Origin of the sequence: Brachybacterium sp. GCM10030252, assembly GCF_042666535.1 — a bacterium.
Lineage (GTDB): Bacteria > Actinomycetota > Actinomycetes > Actinomycetales > Dermabacteraceae > Brachybacterium.
The window spans coordinates 41,235-60,240 of record NZ_JBHTDM010000032.1; the positions used below are offsets into that span (position 1 = coordinate 41,235).

Genomic DNA, 19,006 nt, shown 5'->3' on the forward strand with positions numbered 1-19,006 from the left:
CCGCGTGGTTGTGGTTGTACGGCTCGCTCAGGCGATGCGGTCCTTGACGATGCTGCGCGACGGCACCGCCTCCCCGGAGGGGTCCAGCGTCCAGGACCCGTCGATCGCCTCGACGGCCCGGGCGACACGTTCCGGGGTGTCGGTGTGCAGGCGCGCCAGGACGTCCCCGGCCTGCACCCTGTCCCCGATGTGGGCGGTGATCTCCACTCCCGCGGCGGCCTGGACGGCCTCCCCCGGACGCGAGCGCCCCGCTCCCAGACGCCACGCCGCGACGCCCACGCCCATCGCGTCCAGGCCCGTCACCACGCCGTCCTCGCGCGCCCGGAACTCCTCGACGTGCTTCGCCTCCGGCAGCGGTGCGTCGACGTCGCCGCCCTGGGCGGAGATCATCGCTCGCCACGAGTCCATGGCGCGTCCGTCGGCGAGCGCGGCCTCGACGTCGGCGTCGTGGACCCCGGCGGCGGCGAGCATCTCGCGGGCGAGGGCGCAGGTCAGCTCGACCACGTCGGCCGGTCCTCCGCCGGCGAGAACGTCGAGGGACTCGCGGACCTCCAGGGCGTTGCCCGCGGTCCGGCCCAGCGGCGCGGACATGTCGGTCAGCAGGGCGACCGTGTGCACGCCGGCGTCGGTGCCGAGCTCGACCATGGTGCGGGCGAGCTCGCGGGCGTCGGACTCCTCGCGCATGAAGGCGCCGGCCCCGGTCTTGACGTCCAGCGTGAGCGCAGCGGTGCCCTCGGCGATCTTCTTGGACATGATGGAGCTGGCGATCAGCGGGATCGACTCGACGGTGCCGGTGACGTCGCGGAGGGCGTAGAGCTTCTTGTCCGCCGGGGCCAGCCCGGAGCCGGCGGCGCAGATGACGGCGCCGGCGCTCTCCAGCTGCGACATCATCTCCCCAGCCGTGAGGTCCGCGCGCCATCCGGGGATGGCTTCGAGCTTGTCGAGCGTGCCTCCGGTGTGGCCCAGCCCGCGACCGGACAGCTGCGGCACGGCCACCCCGTAGGACGCGACCAGCGGGGCCAGGGGCAGCGTGATCTTGTCCCCTACGCCGCCGGTGGAGTGCTTGTCGGTGGTGGGCTTGGACAGCGCCTGGAAGTCCATCCGCTCACCGCTGGCGATCATCGCGCGGGTCCACCGGGCGATCTCGCCGCGCTCCATCCCGCGCACGAAGATCGCCATGGCCAGGGCCGACATCTGTTCCTCGGCGACGACGCCGCGGGTGTAGGCGTCGATGACCCAATCGATGCGCTCGTCCTCCAGCACCCCGCCGTCGCGTTTGGTGCGGATGATGTCGACGACGTCGAAGGGCTCGACGCCGGTGTTCTCGTCGCGGTCGGCGCGATCAGTCATGTGCTCGTGTCTCCTCGAGGTCGTGGGGGCCGAAGGCCTGCGGCAGCACGGCGTCCATGCCGAGCACGCCCTGCGGGGTGAGGATCTCCATGCTCGCCGCGGCGTGCTCGGACAGCAGCTGGCGGCAGCGGCCGCACGGCATGATCACCTCGCCGGCGCCGTTGACGCACGTGAAGGCGACCAGCTTGCCGCCCCCTCCGGCGATGAGGTCACCGACCAGGCCGCATTCGGCGCACAGGGTGACGCCGTACCCGGCGTTCTCCACGTTGCAGCCGGAGACCGTGCGCCCGTCGTCGACCAGCGCGGCGGCTCCCACGTGGTAGCCCGAGTACGGCGCGTAGGCGCGTGAGGCTATGTCCCGCGCCACCTCGAGCAGCTGCGTGAATGGCGCTCCGGGTGCGTCGACCCGGACAGCAGACCCCGTCATCGTTCCTCCTTGCCGATGTGCCGATCAGGGCCCCAGCCTGTCACAGCGCCGGCAGTCTCATTGCTTGACGTACGGGGTGCCGTTGGCGGCGGGCACGCGCACTCTGCCGACGATGCCGGCGACGGCGAACAGGGTGACCACGTACGGAAGCATGAGCAGGAAGTCGCCGGGGATGGAGACCCCGCCCTCCGCGGCCGCGAGGGTGCCCAGCCGCAGCTGCAGGGAGTCGGCGAAGGCGAAGGTCAGTGCCGCGAGCAGGGCGCCGACGGGGTGGTAGCGGCCGAGGATCATCGCGGCCAGGGCGATGTACCCCTTGCCGTCGGACATCTCCTCGCCGAAGGCGACACCGGTGCCGATCGTCAGTGTGGCGCCGCCCAGACCCGCGACGGCGGAGCCGAGCAGCACATTGGACCACCGGGTGCGGTTGACGGGGATGCCGACGGTGTCGGCGGCGCGCGGGTGCTCGCCGACCGCTCGCACGCGAAGGCCCCAGCGGGTGCGGAACAGGGCCACGGTCAGACCTGCCACGATGATCCACATCAGGTAGACCAGCACGTTCTGCTCGAACAGGACCCGGCCGACGACGGGGATGTCCGCCAGCAGGGGGATCCGCAGCGTGGGCAGCTTCAGCGGCGAGTTGAACCGGCCGGGGTTCTGGTCCATGACGGTGCCGGCGAAGAACGAGGTCAGGCCGATGGCCAGGACGTTCAGGACCACACCGACGATGATCTGCTGGACCCGGTAGCCGACGGCGAACAGTGCCAGCAGGGCTCCCATCAGCAGCGCCATGATCGGGGCCGCTGCCAGGCCCACCCAGACGTTCCCGGCGAGCGAGCCGACCAGGGCGGCCCCGAACGCGCCGAAGAGCAGCTGTCCCTCGATCGCGATGTTGATGACGCCGGAACGCTCGGACAGCACCCCGGAGAAGGCGCCGAAGGCGAGCGGCACGGCCAGGATCAGGGTGCCCTGCAGCAGGGAGGTCACATCCAGCAGCCGCTGCGAGATCACCCAGGTCAGGAAGGCGAGAACCCAGGCGAGCGCGAAGACGGCCACGAGCCCGCCGCGCACCCTGGCGGACGGCCGGGCGCTGCGGGCGTGCAGCGACCACAGGGCGGCCGAGGCGAGCAGTGCGATCACGGACAGCCCGATGGCGGCCGGCATCGAGGGGACGGTGACGCGCTCGGGCACGATGCCCAGCGGGTTCAGGTCGCCCTCACGGGCGAGGGCGAAGGTCGACTCGGCACCGGGGATCCCGCGCAGCCCGAACACGACCAGGGCGATCAGTCCCAGGACGGTGGTGGCGGCCGGCAGGTGCCACCAGTTGTCGGGGCGACGGTCCTCGGCCTCCGCGGCGGTCTCGGTCCCGTCGGGCACGACGGCGGGTGCAGCGGTCATCGTTCCTCTCCCTGCGCGTCGTCTCGATGGCCGGGTCCGTGCTCGCGGGGCGGGTCGGCCCCGGGCGGGGGCGCGGGCGATGCCGCCGCCGGCGCTGCGCCGGGCGGGTCGGTGGGGGCAGTACGAGCGCGCCGGCGCCGGCGGGAGCCCGCCGAAGGATCGTCCACGCCCCGCAGGCCGATCAGGGTGCGCACCAGCGGCGGCGCCGCGATGAACAGCACCACGAGCACCTGGATCACCTGCACGAGCTCCTGCGGCACGTTCTGGTTGCTGTCCATGAACTGGCCCCCCGTGGACAGCCCGGCGAACAGCAGCCCGGCCAGGACGATCCCCACCGGGCCCGAGCGACCCAGCAGCGCCACGGTGATGGCATCGAACCCGATGTTGCCGGCGACCCCCTCGGACAGCCGCTTCTCGGTGCCCAGCACGTGCACGGCACCGGCCAGTCCGACCAGAGCACCGGCGACAGCCAGCACCAGGAACGAGGTGCGGGCCGGGGAGATGCCGGCGACCTGGGCGGCGCGCGGGTTCGACCCCACGGCGCGGAACCGGAACCCGAGGGTCGAGCGGCTCATCAGCCACCACAGGGCGACCGCCGCCCCGGCGGCCAGGAACAGGCCGGCATGGAGACGGAACGCCGAACCCAGCAGGGACGGCAGCTGCGCCGAATCCGCGATCGACGGCGAGGTGGGCTGCGCCTGGTTGGCTCCGGTGAACGCGGCCGTCTTCATGGCGTAGGCCAGCAGATACGTGGCGATCCAGTTCAGCATGATGGTGCTGATGACCTCGTTGGCGCCGAAGCGGGCCTTGAGGAAACCGGCGATACCGCCCCACAGGGCTCCGGCGAGAACGCCGGCCAGCAGCGCCACCAGCAGGTGGATCACGATCGGCAGGTCCCACGTGAAGCCGATGTAGCCGGCGGCCATGGCGCCCACGATGAGCTGTCCGGTGCCGCCGATGTTGAACAGTCCCGCGCGGAAGCTGACGGCCATGCCGGCGGCGGCGATGATCAGCGGGGTCGCCACGGTCAGCGTCTCCGTCAGCGGACGCAGACCCGCGGCCAGCGCCGGGAACAGGACGTACGTGCCGGTGCCGCCGGCCTCGCGCAGGTCCGAGGCGACGTCGGCGAACCTGGGGCCGTCGAACACGGCGCCGCGGAACATCGCCCCGTAGGCCTGGGTGACGGACTGCCAGATGGCGATGAGGGCGTCGGAGGGCCGGTCGACGAAGTACCCCAGGGTGGCGCGCACCTCCTGGTCGGCGATGACGATGAACACCGAACCGACGAGGAAGGCGAGGACGAAGCTCATCACCACCACGAGCGTGTCGCCGCGGGCGATGGACTGGACCAGCCCGGTCCAGCGGGCCTCGGCCTCCTGCTCGGGCGGCGGAGGAGTGGGCTCGCCGCCGGAGCCGACGCCCGGTGCGGTGCCCTCGGGGGCGAGGGTGCTCATACGATCTCTCCTTCGTCGGCGAGCTCCGAGTCGGTGGTGCGGGCCCCGGCGGCGACGGCCTCGCGGGCGGCCTCGACGGTGTAGCCGGCCATCATCAGGCCGAGCACGTCGCGGTCCTCGTCGCCGGCGACGATCCCGAGGATCGAGCCGCGGTACATGACGGCGATGCGGTCGGCGAGCTGGACGACCTCGTCGAGCTCGGTCGAGACGATCACCACGGGCGTGCCCTTGTCGCGCTCGTCGAGGATCCGACGGTGGAGGAACTCGATGGAGCCGACGTCGACCCCGCGGGTGGGCTGGGAGGCGATCAGCAGCGCGAGCTCACGGTGGAGGGCGCGGGCCATCACGACCTTCTGCTGGTTGCCGCCGGAGAGCGTGGAGACCGCGGAATCGGCCGATTCGGTGCGCACGTCGAACTCGGGGATCAGCGACTCCGCGTTCGCGCGCACGGCCTTCGGGGACATCGCCAGCGCCGAGCCGAACGGGGCGCGGTCGTGCTGGTCCAGCACGAGGTTCTCGGCGACGGAGAAGTCCGGCACCAGGGCGTCGTGGGTGCGGTCCTCCGGGACGAAGCCGACGCCCGCGTCGAGGACCTGCTTGGTGCTGCGGCCGACGAGCTCCCGCCCCTCGAGCCGCGCGGATCCGTGCACGCTCTGCTGCAGGCCGAGCAGCGCCTCGGTCAGCTCCGTCTGCCCGTTGCCCTGGACGCCGGCGATCGCGAGCACCTCGCCGTGGCGGACGTCGAAGGAGACCCCGTCCAGGGTCCGGTTGCCGGCTGCGTCGCTGACTCGCAGGTTCCTCACCGCCAGGGCGACCTCCCCGGCCGCGGCCTCGGTCTTGTCCTGGGCGAGGGAGACCTGGCGGCCCACCATCAGCGAGGCGAGCTGCGCCTGGTCGGCCGACGGGTCGGCTTCGCCGACGACCGCGCCGCGGCGGATGACCGTGATGCGGTCGGAGACGGCTTTGACCTCGCGCAGTTTGTGGGTGATGAAGACGATCGAGGTGCCCTCCTCGCTCAGCTGGCGCATGATCCCCATCAGCTCGTCGGTCTCCTGCGGGGTGAGCACGGCGGTGGGCTCGTCCAGCACGAGCACCTCGGCGCGCCGGCTGAGGGCCTTGATGATCTCCACGCGCTGCTGGGCTCCGACGGGGAGGTCCTCGACCAGCGCGTCGGGATCGAGGTCGAAGTCGAAGCGGGCGGAGATCTCGCGCACCAGCTGCCGCGCGGCGGCGAGGTCGAGCAGACCGCCCGAGGTGGGTTCGTGGCCGAGGACGACGTTCTCGGCGACGGTGAAGACGGGGACCAGCATGAAGTGCTGGTGGACCATCCCGATGCCCGCGGCCATGGCGTCCCCGGGGTCGGAGAAGCTCACCGGGGACCCGTCCACGAGGATCTGCCCGCCGTCGGGGCGATAGAGCCCGTACAGCACGTTCATCAGGGTCGACTTGCCGGCCCCGTTCTCGCCGAGCAGGGAGTGGATCTCCCCCGGTTCGACGACCAGGTCGATGGCGTCGTTGGCCACGAGCGACCCGAAGGTCTTCGTGATCCCGCGCAGTTCGAGCTTCACAGCATTCGCTTCCGTCGGCGCCGGCCGTGGAGATCGGCCGGGAGATCAAGGGGCATCACAGGCGGTCCCCGCCCACCGGTGCGGGGACCGCCTGCGTCGGGCTGGTCACGTGAGGATCAGCGGGTCAGGCGCCCTCGGGCGTCGCCGCGGACTCGACCACCACGGTGCCGTCGATGATGTCCTGCGTGAGGGCCTCGATCTCGCTGGTCAGCTCCTCGGGGGCCTCGTCCTCGAAGTCGTGGTACGGCGCCAGGCCCACGCCGCCGTTCTCCAGGGTGCCCACGTACGGGGTGGAGTCGAAGCTCCCCTCGGCGGCGCCGGTGATGACGTCCTCGGTCGCGGTGGTCATCTCCTTCATGACGGAGGTGAGGATGCGCGACTGGGCCTCGGGATCGGAGGAGTTGGTCTCGTAGCCGTCGCTGTCGACCCAGATCACCTTGCGGCCCTCACCCTCCTTGGCGGAGGCGAGGGTGCCGGCGCCCACGGGCCCGGCGACCGGCATGATGATGTCCGCCCCGGCGCTGTAGAACTCGTCGGAGACGGCCTTGCCCTTGGACTGGTCCTCGAAGGTGCCCACGATGGAGCCCTCCTGGGTCTCCTTGTTCCAGCCCAGCGCCTCGACCTCGGCGTCGTGGGTCTCGTTGTAGTGGGCGACCCCGTCGACGAAGCCGTCCATGAAGATGGTGACCGTCGGCAGGTCCACGCCGCCGTAGGTGGCGACCTTGCCGGTCTCGGTGGTGCCGGCGGCGAGGTAGCCGGCCAGGAACGCGGCCTCGGCGGTGTTGAACTCGAGCGGCTTGACGTTCTCCAGCTCGATCGGGTTGCCGTCGGCGTCCTGGGCGGTGGAGTCGACGGTGGCGAAGTTGATGTCCTCGTGCTCCTGGGCGGCGGCGCCGGTGGCCGGGGCCAGCAGGAACCCGACCGTGATGATGAGGTCGCAGCCCTCGGTGACCATGTTGTTGATGTTGGGCACGAAGTCCGCATCGCTGGTCGACTCCGCGGTCGCCTTCTCGATGCCGAGGTCCTCCTCGGCCGCCAGCAGGCCGTTGTAGCTGGACTCGTTGAACGACTTGTCGTCCCAGCCGCCGGAGTCGGAGACCATGCAGGCCTTGTAGTCGCTGGCGGCCCCTCCGCCGTCGCTGCCGCCGCTGCCACCGGCGCTCTCCTCGGGCGCGGTGCCGCACGCGGCGAGGGTCAGGACGCCGGCGCCGGTCAGGGCGAGCGCACGCGTGATGCTCTTCATGGATTCCTCCGGTGGGGATGCAGGGTCGGGCCGGGCAGGTCCGGCACGGGTCTCGGGCGACAGCGCTGTCGCGGTCCGGTTCGGACCCTAGCCGTGCCGTGACCGCGCGGGCGGTCCGGGCGGGGTCCGTGCATCAACCGTTATGAAATCGACGCGGATGACGCCGGTATGGCCTCGAGGTGAATCGGCGGGAAACTCTCCGGCCTGGCCGCGGGTCAGGGCCCGCCGACGAGGTCCCGCCGCGCGCACGCGCCGGCGAGCACGGAGGCACCGATGCCGATGGCGCGCTCGTCGATCATCAGGTCGCCCATGTGGAGGTCATAGGTGCGCCCGCCGGGGGTCCGCGTGCCCAGCCGGGCGAGCGCCCCCGGGACCTTCTCGAGGTACCAGGCGAAGTCCTCCCCGCCCAGGGACTGGGCGGTGGGATCGAGGTTCTCGCGGCCCAGCACGTCGGCCACGGCCGCGCCGAGCACCATCACGCTGGAGGCGGAGTTGGAGACCGGCGGCACGCCGCGGTCATGGGTGACGCGGGCCTCGACGCCCCAGGGGCGCACCAGGTCGGCGAGCACCGTCTCCAGCAGCTCCTCGGCCCGGTCCCAGGCGTCGTGGTCCAGGCAGCGCAGCGTCCCCTCGAGGGTGCCGTGGCTGGGGATCGCGTTGAAGGCGGAGCCGGCGTGGATGCTGCCCCAGGTGAGGTTCACCCCCGAGCGGGGATCCATGCGGCGGGTCAGAGCGGCCGGCAGCTGGGTGGCGATCGAGCCGAGCGCGTAGACCAGATCCTGGGTGAGGTGCGGCCGGGAGGTGTGGCCGCCGGCGCCGCGCACGTGGATCGTGACCGGATCGGTGGCCGAGGTGATCGGGCCGGGCTTCAGACCGATGTGGCCGACGTCGACCCCGGGATCGCAGTGCAGCGCGAAGATCGAGTCGACGCCCTCCAGGACGCCCTGACCGATCAGCTCGAGCGCTCCGCAGGGATGGCGCTCCTCCGAGGGTTGGAAGATCAGCCGCACCCCGCGGCGCAGAGCGCCCGCCTCGGCGACCCGCACCAGGGCGGTGGCGGCGCCGAGGACGGCGCTGACGTGGACGTCGTGGCCGCAGGCGTGGGAGACGCCTTCGACGGTGGAGCGGTAGGAGACGGTGGACAGCTCCGGGATGCCCAGGGCGTCCATGTCCGCGCGCAGCGCGACGAGCGGGAGATCGGGATCGCTGCCGGGGATGTCGCAGATCGCGCCGGTGCCGCGCATGCGCTGCGGGCTCAGCCCCAGGTCCGACAGCCGCCGGACGACGACATCGGTGGTCCCGTACTCCTGGTGGGACAGTTCGGGGTGGCGGTGGAGATGCCGGCGCACGTCGCGCAGGTCGTCGGCGTGCTCCTGGATCGTCCGGGCGATGAGTCCGTCCGGGCCCAGCACCGAGGGCTGCCGGGCCGTGCCCGCCGTCTGTTCAGACTGCTCCACCTGTACTCCCCTGTTCTGTCAGCGCGGCCTCACCGCAGGTGCCCGAAGCCGTTCTCGCCGAGCCGGCCCACGAGCTGCGCGACGGACTGGGCCTGCTCGTCCGCGAGCACCAGCAGGGCATCCTCGGTGTCGACGATGCTGATGCCCTTGAGCCCGACCAAGGCGATGTGGCGATCTGTCGAACCGTACACGGTCGCCGTGGAGGAGATCGCGTCCACGCTCGCTCCTCCCAGCACCCGGACATCGGAGGCGTCGCCGGCCGGGTCCCCCTCCCCCGTCGGGCGCTCCCCGGACCCGTCGTGACGCAGCTGCCGGGCCAGGGCCGCGAAGTCCCCGACGTCGTCCCAGTCGAACGGCGCCGGGACCACGGCGACCTTCCCGGCGGCGGCGAGCGGCTCGGCCAGGGCGTGGTCGATCGCGATGCTGGTCATGCGGGGCCACACGTCGGCGAGGACCTCGTCGAACTCCCCCGTCCCGTCGGCGGCGGCGATCTCCCGGGCACCGCGGGCGAGACCGGGGATCTGCGCGGCCAGCTCGTCCAGCAGCACCCGGGCACGCACGACGAACATGCCGGCGTTCCAGAAGAAGCCGCCGGCGGCCAGGAACTGCTCGGCCCGGGCCCCGTCGGGCTTCTCCACGAAGCGGGAGACCGGGTGTGCTCCGGCCGCCTGCAGGGCGGGGTCGGTCGCCGGCCCCTGCTCGATGTACCCGAACCCGGTCGCCGGGCGGGTGGGCTCGATGCCGAGGGTGACCAGGTACCCGAGCTCGGCGGCGCGGCGCGCGGCGGCGACCGTGCGGGCGAAGGCGTCCTGGTCGGTGATGAGGTGATCCGCGGCGAAGGAGCCGAGCACGGCATCGGGCTGCTCCCGCTCCACGAGCGCCGCCGCGAGGGCGATCGCGGGCATGGAGTTCCGCGGATCGGGTTCGGCGACCACGCGCGCGCCCCCCGCGGTCGGCGCGCTCCGCCCGAGCTGCTCGATCTGGCGCGCCACCTCGGTCGCGTGGTCCGCCCCGGTCACGACGATCGGGGCGCGATCGGCCAGCGGCGCGAGCCGCCGCAGGGTCTGCTGCAGCAGCGAGTCGCCGCTGCCGGTCAGGTCGAGCAGGAACTTGGGGCGCGCGTGACGTGAGAGCGGCCACAGTCGCGTTCCGGCTCCGCCGGCCGGGACCACGGGAACGAAGGGAGCCTGGCGCATACGGCCAGCGTATAGCGGTCCGCATCGCGCCCGGGCGAGCGGCCCGCGACGCCGTCGGGCACCCCTGCGGTGCACAGAAAGTGCACGTCATAGTGCTAGGCTGGCCACGCCCCTGTCGGGGGCGATGATGATGTCGCCGTGTCGTGAAACGGTCGCCCTCGCGGGCGCACCGAACTCCGCGCAGGCGGCCCGGGATCCGTTCCCCGCCGCCCACGCGCCGCACCTCCGCGGCCATGCATCCCGCCTCCCGGCGCCGTCCGACGCTTCTGGAGGATCTCCGTGGCATCCGCCCAATCCGGGACGCTCTATCGCGGTCGCGAGGGCATGTGGTCCTGGGTCGCACACCGCATCTCGGGAATGCTCATCTTCCTGTTCCTGCTCGTGCACGTCCTGGACACCGCCCTGGTCAGGGTGTCCCCCGAGGCGTACAACGAGGTGATCGGTCACTACAAGACCGTCGTGTTCGGCCTCGGCGAGGTGGGGCTGGTCGGCGCGATCGTCTTCCACGCGCTCAACGGTCTGCGGATCATCCTCGTGGACTTCTGGGCGAAGGGCACCGCTCACCAGCGCGGCATGTTCTGGGCCGTCGTGGTCCTCTGGGTCGTGCTCATGGCCGGCTTCGTCCCCCGTCACCTCATGCACATGTTCGGAGGCTGATCATGACCACTCCTCCCGCGTCCTCCGCGACCGCCATCCCGGATCCCAGCACCCGCTACCAGCGCACCGGTCAGCGCGGCATCAACTCCGAGATGATGTGGTGGCTGTTCATGCGCGTCTCCGGCGTGCTGCTGGTCATCCTCATCTTCGGCCACCTGTTCGTGAACCTCTGGCTCGGTCTCGGCGTCAAGGGCATCGACTTCGCGTTCGTCGCCGGCAAGTGGACCAACCCGTTCTGGCAGGTCTGGGACCTGCTGATGCTGTGGCTGGGCCTGCTCCACGGCGGCAACGGCGTGCGCACCATCATCAGCGACTACGCGCGCAGCTCGACGCTGCGGCTGACCCTGAAGGGGCTGCTGTACTTCGCGGTCGTCGTCACGCTGATCCTGGGCACGCTGGTGATCTTCACCTTCGATCCGTGCCCCGCCGGCGCCGAGCCGAGCCTGCTGCCCGCCATCTGCGAGGGCTGAGCCCGCACCCGCCGGCAGCTGACCGGCCCCCGGCCGCGCCACCCCTCTCCTTCGCCGCCCCCGTCACAGAACGTCCCACCCGGTCGACCCCGAAACGGAGCAGTCACCCGACATGCAGACCCATAACTACGACGTGGTGATCGTCGGTGCCGGCGGCGCCGGCATGCGCGCCGCCCTGGAAGCCTCCAAGAGCGCCCGCACCGCCGTCGTCACCAAGCTCTACCCCACGCGTTCCCACACCGGCGCGGCCCAGGGCGGCATGTGCGCCGCCCTCGCCAACGTCGAGGAGGACAACTGGGAGTGGCACACGTACGACACCGTCAAGGGTGGGGACTACCTCGTCGACCAGGACGCCGCCGAGGTCATGGCCAAGGAGGCCATCGACGCGGTGCTGGACCTGGAGAAGATGGGGCTGCCGTTCAACCGCACCCCCGAAGGGAAGATCGACCAGCGCCGCTTCGGCGGCCACACCCGCGAGCACGGCGAGGCCCCGGTGCGCCGCTCCTGCTACGCCGCGGACCGCACCGGCCACATGATCCTCCAGACCCTCTACCAGAACTGCGTCAAGCAGCAGGTGGAGTTCTTCAACGAGTACTACGTCCTGGACGTGCTGATGACGGGCGACCCCCGCACCGACGAGGGCGTGCGCGCCTCCGGCGTGGTCACCTACGAGCTGGCCACCGGCGAGGTCCACGTCTTCCGCGCCAAGTCGGTCGTGTTCGCCTCCGGCGGCTTCGGCAAGGTCTTCAAGACGACCTCGAACGCCCACACACTCACCGGCGACGGGCCCGCGATGGCCCTGCGCCGCGGCATCCCGCTGGAGGACATGGAGTTCTTCCAGTTCCACCCGACGGGTCTGGCGGGCCTGGGCATCCTGCTCTCCGAGGCCGCCCGCGGCGAGGGCGGCATCCTGCGCAACAGCGAGATGGAGCGCTTCATGGAGCGCTACGCCCCGACGCTGAAGGACCTCGCCCCGCGCGACGTGGTGGCACGGGCGATGGCCAACGAGGTGCGCGAGGGCCGCGGCGCCGGCCCCAACAAGGACTACGTCTACCTCGACCTCACCCACCTCGAGCCCTCGCACATCGATGCGAAGCTCCCCGACATCACCGAGTTCGCCCGCACCTACCTGGGGGTGGAGCCGTACACGGATCCGGTGCCGGTCTTCCCCACCGCGCACTACGGCATGGGCGGGATCCCCACGAACATCCGCGGCGAGGTGCTGCGCAACGCGACCGACGTGGTCCCCGGGCTGTACGCCGCGGGCGAGACGGCCTGCGTCTCCGTCCACGGCGGCAACCGCCTGGGCACCAACTCGCTGCTGGACATCATCGTCTTCGGCCGCCGTGCCGGCATCGCCGCCGCGGAGCACGCCGGCACCGTGGACCTCCCGGAGCTGGCGCCGGACGCCGAGACGCCGACCCTCGAGCTGATCCAGCGGCTGCGCGACCGGCCGGCCACGGAGGACCGCGTCGCCGACATCCGCCGGGAGCTGCAGGAGACCATGGACGCGAATGTTCAGGTCTTCCGCACCGATGAGACCTGCCGGAAGGCTCTCGCGGACATCGCCGCCCTGAAGAAGCGCTACGAGACCGTGGCCATCCAGGACAAGGGCAAGCGCTACAACCTGGACCTCATGGAAGCCGTCGAGCTGGGGTACCTGCTGGATCTCGCGGAGGTCGTGGCCCTGGGCGCCCTGCACCGCAAGGAGTCCCGCGGGGGCCACTTCCGCGAGGACCACGACACCCGCGACGACGTCAACTTCCTCGAGCACACGATGGCCTACCGCACCCTGCCGGGTGAGGAGGGGTCCGAGGGCAGCACGGTGCGCCTGGGCACCAAACCCGTCGTGATCACCCGTTACGAGCCGAAGGAGCGCACGTTCTGATGACTGCTGTCGCCGAGAAGCCTCAGGCCGAGGAGATCCCGACGTTCGAGGTGACCCTGCGCATCGCGCGCTACACCCCGGAGGACGACAAGGGCGAGCACTGGGAGAACTTCACCGTCACCATGCAGGGCACGGACCGCGTCCTGGACGCCCTGCACGAGATCAAGTGGCATGTGGACGGCTCGCTGAGCTTCCGCCGTTCCTGCGCGCATGGTGTGTGCGGGTCCGACGCGATGCGGATCAACGGCCGCAACCGCCTGGCGTGCAAGACGCTGCTGAAGGACCTCGATCTGGACAAGCCCGTCACCGTCGAGCCCATCAAGGGGCTGCCGGTGGAGAAGGATCTCATCGTGGACATGGAGCCGTTCTTCGACTCCTACAAGGAGGTCATGCCGTTCCTGGTCGCCGGTGGCCAGGAGCCCAGCCGCGAGCGGCTGCAGTCCGCCGAGCAGCGGGAGCGCTTCGACGACACCACCAAGTGCATCCTGTGCGCGGCGTGCACGTCCTCGTGCCCGGTGTTCTGGACGGACGGGCAGTACTTCGGCCCGGCCGCGATCGTCAACGCCCACCGGTTCATCTTCGACTCCCGCGACGACGCCGGCGAGCAGCGCCTGGAGATCCTCAACTCCAAGGAGGGCGTGTGGCGCTGCCGCACCACCTTCAACTGCTCGGAGGCGTGCCCGCGCGGCATCCAGGTGACCAAGGCGATCGCCGAGGTGAAGCAGGCCGTGATCCGCGGCCGCGTCTGAGCCGTCGGCTCCCGGTCGCCTCCGCGGCGACCTCGCCGCGCCACGCCGAAGCGCCCCACCGGGGGAGATCTCCCGGTGGGGCGCTTTTCGGCCGTCAGGGGCGGGTCAGGAGTAGGAGATCACCAAGGGCGCGTGGTCGCTCCAGCGGGTGTCGTAGCTCGGAGCGCGGTCGACCTGCGCGGAGGTGGCGCGCGCGGCGAGCTCGGGCGTGGCCAGCTGGTAGTCGATCCTCCAGCCGGCGTCGTTGTCGAACGCCTTCCCGCGCTGCGACCACCAGGTGTACGCCCCCGGGCCATCGCCGTGGACCCGGCGGTGCACATCGACCCAGTCCAGCTCCGTGGTGAGCCGGTCGAGGTAGGCGCGCTCCTCGGGCAGGAACCCGGCGGACTTGAGATTGCCCTTCCAGTTCTTGATGTCCCACTCGGTGTGGGCGATGTTGATGTCCCCGGTGAGCACGACGTGGCGGCCGTCGGCCCGCAGCGCGGCCAGGCGCTCCATCATCACGTCGAGGAAGGCGTACTTGTCGGTCATCGTCTGCGGCTTCTCGACGTTGCCCGAGTGCATGTAGCAGGAGATGACCGTGAGGTCCTTGCCGTCGCCCAGGGGGTCCTCGAGGTCGGCCTCGAGCCAGCGCCCCGTGTGCGTCGGCTCGGTGAGCCCGGGCAGGCCCGGACGGACGGCCTCGAGATCGATCGTCGACAACGAGGTGCGAGCTGCGATGGCGACGCCGGCGCGGCCCTTGAGCTCCGAGGCCTCCCCGATCACGCTCCAGTCCTCCCCCACCAGGCCTGCCAGCAGCTCGCCGGGAGCGCGCACCTCCTGCAGAGTGATGACGTCGGCCGTGGTGGCGGCCAGCCAGTCCGTCATGCCCTTGCGCGCCGCGGCGCGCAGACCGTTGACGTTGACGGTGGCGATGGTCAGGCTCATGCGGTCTCCTCGATCCCGGCGGCTCGCTCAGCCGCCTCGACGACGTTCTTCAGCAGCAGCGCACGGGTCATGGGGCCGACGCCGCCGGGATTGGGGCTGAGCCAGCCGGCGACCTCGGCCGCGGCCGGGTCGACGTCGCCGACCAGCTTCGCCTTCCCACCTGCCGGGTCCTCGCGCCTCGAGACGCCGACGTCGAGCACCACGGCATCGTGCTTGATGTCCTCGGGGCCGACGAGATGGGCGGAACCGGCGGCGGCGACGATCACGTCGGCCCGCCGCAGGTGAGCGGAGAGATCCTGGGTGCCGGTGTGGCACAGGGTCACGGTCGCGTTGTACTGGCGGCGGGTCAGCAGCGCCCCGATCGAGCGGCCGACGGTGACGCCGCGGCCGACGACGACCACGTCCTTGCCGCGCAGATCGATGCCGTAGTGCTCGACGAGCTCGATGACGGCCCGCGGGGTGCAGGGCAGCGGGGTGTGGATCGGGGTGTAGGCGTTCAGCACCAGGCGGCCGAGGTTCATGGGATGCAGACCGTCGGCGTCCTTGGCAGGATCGATCCGCTCGAGGATCGCGTCGGTGTCGATCTGCTCCGGCAGGGGGAGCTGGACGATGTACCCCGTGCAGGCCGGGTTCTCGTTGAGCTCGTCGACGATCGCCTCCACCTCGGCCTGGGTGGCGTCGGCGGGCAGCTGCTTCTGGATCGAGTGCAGGCCGATCTGCTCGCTGTCGCGGTGCTTGCCGCGCACGTAGGCGGCGCTGCCCGGGTCATCGCCCACCAGGACCGTGGCCAGGCCGGGTCGCTGATGCCCGGCCTCGACGAGCCGCGCCACGCGGCCTGTGAGCTCCTCCTTGATCGCCGTCGCTGTGGCTTTGCCGTCGAGGGTCTGCGCCGTCATGGGGAGCTCCTTGGTCGGTTCTCTCGCGGGATGATGATCAGTACTGCTGGAGATCGGCGTACAGCGGCTTCGCGTCGGCCAGGGCGCCGGTGCGCCGGCGCAGGGAGTCGATGTCCGCGCCACCGGTCAGCGCCAGGGCGATGACGTCGGCGACCTCCGAGAACTCCTCGGCGCCGAACCCTCGGGTGGCCAGGGCCGGGGTGCCGATGCGCAGGCCGGAGGTCACCCGCGGCGGGCGCGGGTCGTTGGGCACGGCGTTGCGGTTGACGGTGATGCCGACCTCGTGGAGGCGGTCCTCCGCCTGCTGACCGTCGAGCTCGCTCTGAGTCAGGTCGACGAGCACGAGATGCACGTCGGTGCCGCCGGAGAGCACGTTGACGCCGGATTCGCGGGTATCGGCGGCCTGGAGGCGGTCGGCGATCAGCCGCGCCCCCTCCAGGGTGCGGCGCTGGCGATCGACGAACTCGTCGGAGGCGGCGACCTTCAGCGCGACCGCCTTCGCGGCGATGACGTGCATGAGCGGCCCGCCCTGCTGGCCGGGGAACACGGCGGAGTCGATCTTCTTGGCCCACTGCTCGGTGGACAGGATCATGCCGGAGCGGGGCCCGCCGATGGTCTTGTGGATCGTGGTCGAGACGACGTCGGCGTAGGGCACGGGGCTGGGATGCAGCCCCGCGGCGACCAGTCCGGCGAAGTGGGCCATGTCGACCCAGAGGGCGGCACCGACCTCGTCCGCGATCGAGCGGAAGGCGGCGAAGTCCAGCTGGCGCGGGTAGGCGGACCAGCCGGCGACGATCACCTTGGGCTGCTCGGCGAGGGCGAGCTCACGGACCCGGTCCATGTCGATGCGCCCGGTGGCCGGATCCACCTCGTAGGCGACGATGTCGTAGAGGCGGCCGGAGAAGTTGATCTTCATCCCGTGGGTGAGGTGACCGCCGTGGGCGAGGGAGAGCCCCATCAGCTTGTCGCCCGGCCGGGCGAGAGCATGCATGACCGCCGCGTTCGCGGTGGCACCCGAGTGGGGCTGGACGTTGGCGTGCTCGGCGCCGAAGAGCGCCTTCGCCCTCTCGATCGCGATCTGCTCGGCGACGTCGACCTCTTCGCAGCCGCCGTAGTAGCGCCGGCCCGGGTACCCCTCGGCGTACTTGTTGGTCAGCACCGAACCCTGGGCCTGCAGCACCGCCCGCGGCACGAAGTTCTCGCTGGCGATCATCTCGAGCGTGCGCTGCTGACGGCCGAGCTCGCGATCGAGCACCTGGGCGATGTCCGGGTCGAGCTCGGCGAGGGACTGGTCGAGGGCGTTCACAGGGCCTCCTGCAAGGTCGGGGTCGGGCGGCACGGCGACCGCGCCCCCATCCTAAGAGCTGGGGCCGATACCCGACGCCACGCCCGGGGAGCGGGCGCCCGCCGCGGGCGAGCATGGGCGACCGGGTGGCCCTGCTGGTCCCCCGGAACAGCAGGTCCTGGTCCGCGCTCCGCCCCTGGCGAAGGATCGTGGTCATGACAACACCGCACCTGACCACCACAGGCCACCTCGGCACCCTCCCCGTCTCCCGCATCGGCTTCGGCGCCATGCAGCTCGCCGGCCCCGGCGTGTTCGGACCGCCCGCGGACCCGGAACGCTCGCGCGCCGTGCTGCGGCGAGCCGTCGAGCTCGGCGTGGACCATCTCGACACCGCCCAGTTCTACGGGCCCGACGTCGTCAACGACCTGATCCGCGAGGCGCTGCACCCCTACCCCGACCACCTGCGCCTGGTCACCAAGATCGGTGCCGAGCGGGACGAGCAGGGCGCCTGGCTGCCCGCCGGCCGGCCGGAGCAGCTCGTCGAGCAGGTCGAGCAGAACCTGCGCAGCCTGCGGGTCGACCGGATGGACATGGTCAACCTCCGACGGTTCGACCTCGACGCCCCGGAGCTCGACCAGCCTGCTCTCGAGGACCAGCTGGAGGTTCTGGTGCGCCTGCGGGACCAGGGCACGATCGCGCAGATCGGGATCTCCAGCGTCGGCGCCGAGGTCGTGCGGCGCGCGGTGGAGATCGCCGGGGTCGTCTCGGTGCAGAACCCGTACTCGATCCTGGACCGCTCCGGCCAGGACAGCCTCGAGGCCGCCCGGGAGCTGGATCTCGCCTTCGTGCCGTACTTCCCGCTGGGCTCGGCATTCACGGGCGGGCCGGCGAAGATCGCCGCGGAACCGCGTCTCGCCGCCGTCGCCGCCAAGCACGGGGCGAGACCGGCACAGGTGGCGCTCGCGTGGCTGCTGGCCTCGTACGAGAACATGCTCCTGATCCCCGGCACCAGCTCCGTCACTCACCTGGAGGAGAACCTCGCCGTGGGGAGCATCGCCCTCGACGCCGAGGACATGGCCACCCTCGAGGAGGTGGAGCAGGCACCGGCGGGGCACTGAGGACCTGGGCCTCCGAGCACGGGGCGTCAGCGGGCGGCGACCAGGGGCGTGACGGCCCCGGCGCCGCCCGCCGTCGTGCTGAGCCGGGCCAGAGCCTCGGCGTCCTCGCTGCCCGGGTCGGCCGAGTAGACGATCAGCTTCACGTCCGAGCCCGGGACGCTCAGGACGTCACAGTCCAGATCGACCTGACCGATCACGTCGTGGACCAGTCGTTTGCGCATGCTGCGGTGCGCGGTGGCCCGGCCGTCGTCCCACAGCCGCCGGAAACGCTCGCTGCCGTCCCGCAGGCGCTTCACGACAGTGGTGAAGCGCGGATCCTCCCCGTACTCGGCGGCGGAGCGGCGCAGGTCCGCCACCAGAGCCTCCTCCAGCGCCTCGTGGTCCTCGTGCCGGGCCGGGGTCGGGCCGCCTCCGCGCCCGAGGAACGTGGCCACAGCGAGGTTCAGAGGCTCTGCGTCGGCCTCCATCACACCGGCGAACAGTGCTGTCCACGCGGGGGTCGAGCGCAGCATGGTCCAGTCGGCCGCGAAGGCGGCCAGGGGAAGATCCGCCATCCGTTCGATCATCCGCTCGATGCCCGGGGGAACGCGCTCGTCCATCCGGCCCCCGCCCGGCGGCAGCAGGTTCGCACTGCGGAACAGCACCGCGGTCTCGTCCTCGTCCAGCTGCAGGGCCCGCGCGAGGGAGTCGACGACCTGTCCCGAGGGCGCCGAGGCGCGTCCCTGTTCGAGGCGGGTGAGGTAGTCGACGCTCACCCCGGCCAGCAGTGCGAGCTCCTCGCGGCGCAGCCCCGCCGTGCGTCGCGCCCCGCTCGAGGCGATCCCGGCGGCCGCAGGAGACAGGCGCTCGCGCCAGGTGCGGATCAGGGCGCCGAGGGAATGGATCGCAGCTGTCATGCTCTCCATTGTGCGCCGGTCCCGGGCAGC

Annotated in this window: 17 protein-coding genes; 5 read left to right on the top strand and 12 right to left on the bottom strand. The window is 71.5% G+C overall.

The window, feature by feature from the left end:
* Window positions 1-27: 27 nt before the first annotated feature.
* The 8 genes from ACFQRJ_RS14285 to ACFQRJ_RS14320 form a co-directional block, all read right to left on the bottom strand.
* Window positions 28-1,350, bottom strand: a complete 1,323-nt coding sequence (locus ACFQRJ_RS14285) for a thymidine phosphorylase (RefSeq protein ID WP_377019861.1) — start codon at window positions 1,348-1,350, stop codon at window positions 28-30.
* Entirely contained in the window at window positions 1,343-1,777 is a 435-nt protein-coding gene (locus ACFQRJ_RS14290; protein ID WP_377019862.1) for a cytidine deaminase, read from the bottom strand. Before ACFQRJ_RS14290 ends, ACFQRJ_RS14285 begins: the two co-directional genes overlap by 8 nt.
* Before the next feature lie 57 nt (window positions 1,778-1,834).
* Complete coding sequence (locus ACFQRJ_RS14295; protein WP_377019863.1) at window positions 1,835-3,172, bottom strand: ABC transporter permease; 1,338 nt, start codon at window positions 3,170-3,172, stop codon at window positions 1,835-1,837.
* Window positions 3,169-4,626, bottom strand: coding sequence for an ABC transporter permease (locus ACFQRJ_RS14300; protein WP_377019864.1), 1,458 nt, complete (start codon window positions 4,624-4,626; stop codon window positions 3,169-3,171). Before ACFQRJ_RS14300 ends, ACFQRJ_RS14295 begins: the two co-directional genes overlap by 4 nt.
* Complete coding sequence (locus ACFQRJ_RS14305) at window positions 4,623-6,194, bottom strand: ABC transporter ATP-binding protein (protein ID WP_377019865.1); 1,572 nt, start codon at window positions 6,192-6,194, stop codon at window positions 4,623-4,625. The genes ACFQRJ_RS14300 and ACFQRJ_RS14305 overlap by 4 nt, the downstream gene beginning before the upstream one ends.
* 124 nt (window positions 6,195-6,318) lie before the next feature.
* Entirely contained in the window at window positions 6,319-7,437 is a 1,119-nt protein-coding gene (locus ACFQRJ_RS14310; protein ID WP_377019866.1) for a BMP family protein, read from the bottom strand.
* Window positions 7,438-7,652: 215 nt separating this feature from the next.
* A complete protein-coding gene (locus tag ACFQRJ_RS14315; RefSeq protein WP_377019867.1) occupies window positions 7,653-8,894 on the bottom strand; it encodes a M20 family metallopeptidase in 1,242 nt (413 codons plus the stop codon).
* Between the two features lie 29 nt (window positions 8,895-8,923).
* A complete protein-coding gene (locus ACFQRJ_RS14320; protein ID WP_377019868.1) occupies window positions 8,924-10,090 on the bottom strand; it encodes a mannose-1-phosphate guanylyltransferase in 1,167 nt (388 codons plus the stop codon).
* 279 nt (window positions 10,091-10,369) lie between these two features.
* Here ACFQRJ_RS14320 and sdhC point away from each other — a divergent pair, with 279 nt between their 5' ends.
* The 4 genes from sdhC (at window position 10,370) to ACFQRJ_RS14340 (ending at window position 13,854) form a co-directional block, all read left to right on the top strand.
* Window positions 10,370-10,747: a succinate dehydrogenase, cytochrome b556 subunit gene (sdhC, locus tag ACFQRJ_RS14325; RefSeq protein ID WP_377019869.1), complete on the top strand. Its 378-nt coding sequence runs from the start codon at window positions 10,370-10,372 to the stop codon at window positions 10,745-10,747.
* A gap of 2 nt (window positions 10,748-10,749) precedes the next feature.
* Entirely contained in the window at window positions 10,750-11,217 is a 468-nt protein-coding gene (gene sdhD / locus ACFQRJ_RS14330; RefSeq protein WP_377019870.1) for a succinate dehydrogenase, hydrophobic membrane anchor protein, read from the top strand.
* A 112-nt stretch (window positions 11,218-11,329) separates the two neighbouring features.
* Window positions 11,330-13,105 carry a succinate dehydrogenase flavoprotein subunit gene (gene sdhA, locus ACFQRJ_RS14335; protein WP_377019871.1) on the top strand — a complete coding sequence of 592 codons (1,776 nt, stop codon included), beginning with the start codon at window positions 11,330-11,332 and terminating at the stop codon, window positions 13,103-13,105.
* A complete protein-coding gene (locus ACFQRJ_RS14340) occupies window positions 13,105-13,854 on the top strand; it encodes a succinate dehydrogenase iron-sulfur subunit (RefSeq protein WP_377019872.1) in 750 nt (249 codons plus the stop codon). Before sdhA ends, ACFQRJ_RS14340 begins: the two co-directional genes overlap by 1 nt.
* Before the next feature lie 105 nt (window positions 13,855-13,959).
* Here ACFQRJ_RS14340 and ACFQRJ_RS14345 read toward each other — a convergent pair whose 3' ends face one another.
* The 3 genes from ACFQRJ_RS14345 to glyA are packed head-to-tail and all read right to left on the bottom strand — an operon-like array spanning window position 13,960 to window position 16,983.
* On the bottom strand, window positions 13,960-14,781 hold the full coding sequence (locus ACFQRJ_RS14345; RefSeq protein WP_377019874.1) for an exodeoxyribonuclease III: 822 nt from the start codon (window positions 14,779-14,781) through the stop codon (window positions 13,960-13,962).
* Complete coding sequence (locus ACFQRJ_RS14350) at window positions 14,778-15,677, bottom strand: bifunctional methylenetetrahydrofolate dehydrogenase/methenyltetrahydrofolate cyclohydrolase (RefSeq protein WP_377019875.1); 900 nt, start codon at window positions 15,675-15,677, stop codon at window positions 14,778-14,780. The genes ACFQRJ_RS14345 and ACFQRJ_RS14350 overlap by 4 nt, the downstream gene beginning before the upstream one ends.
* 37 nt (window positions 15,678-15,714) lie before the next feature.
* Window positions 15,715-16,983 carry a serine hydroxymethyltransferase gene (gene glyA / locus ACFQRJ_RS14355; protein ID WP_377019876.1) on the bottom strand — a complete coding sequence of 423 codons (1,269 nt, stop codon included), beginning with the start codon at window positions 16,981-16,983 and terminating at the stop codon, window positions 15,715-15,717.
* Window positions 16,984-17,177: 194 nt separating this feature from the next.
* Here glyA and ACFQRJ_RS14360 point away from each other — a divergent pair, with 194 nt between their 5' ends.
* Window positions 17,178-18,080, top strand: coding sequence for an oxidoreductase (locus ACFQRJ_RS14360; protein WP_377019877.1), 903 nt, complete (start codon window positions 17,178-17,180; stop codon window positions 18,078-18,080).
* Between the two features lie 26 nt (window positions 18,081-18,106).
* Here the strand turns inward: ACFQRJ_RS14360 and ACFQRJ_RS14365 are convergent, their stop codons facing one another.
* Window positions 18,107-18,976, bottom strand: a complete 870-nt coding sequence (locus tag ACFQRJ_RS14365) for a helix-turn-helix transcriptional regulator (protein WP_377019878.1) — start codon at window positions 18,974-18,976, stop codon at window positions 18,107-18,109.
* Between the last annotated feature and the right edge of the window lie 30 nt (window positions 18,977-19,006).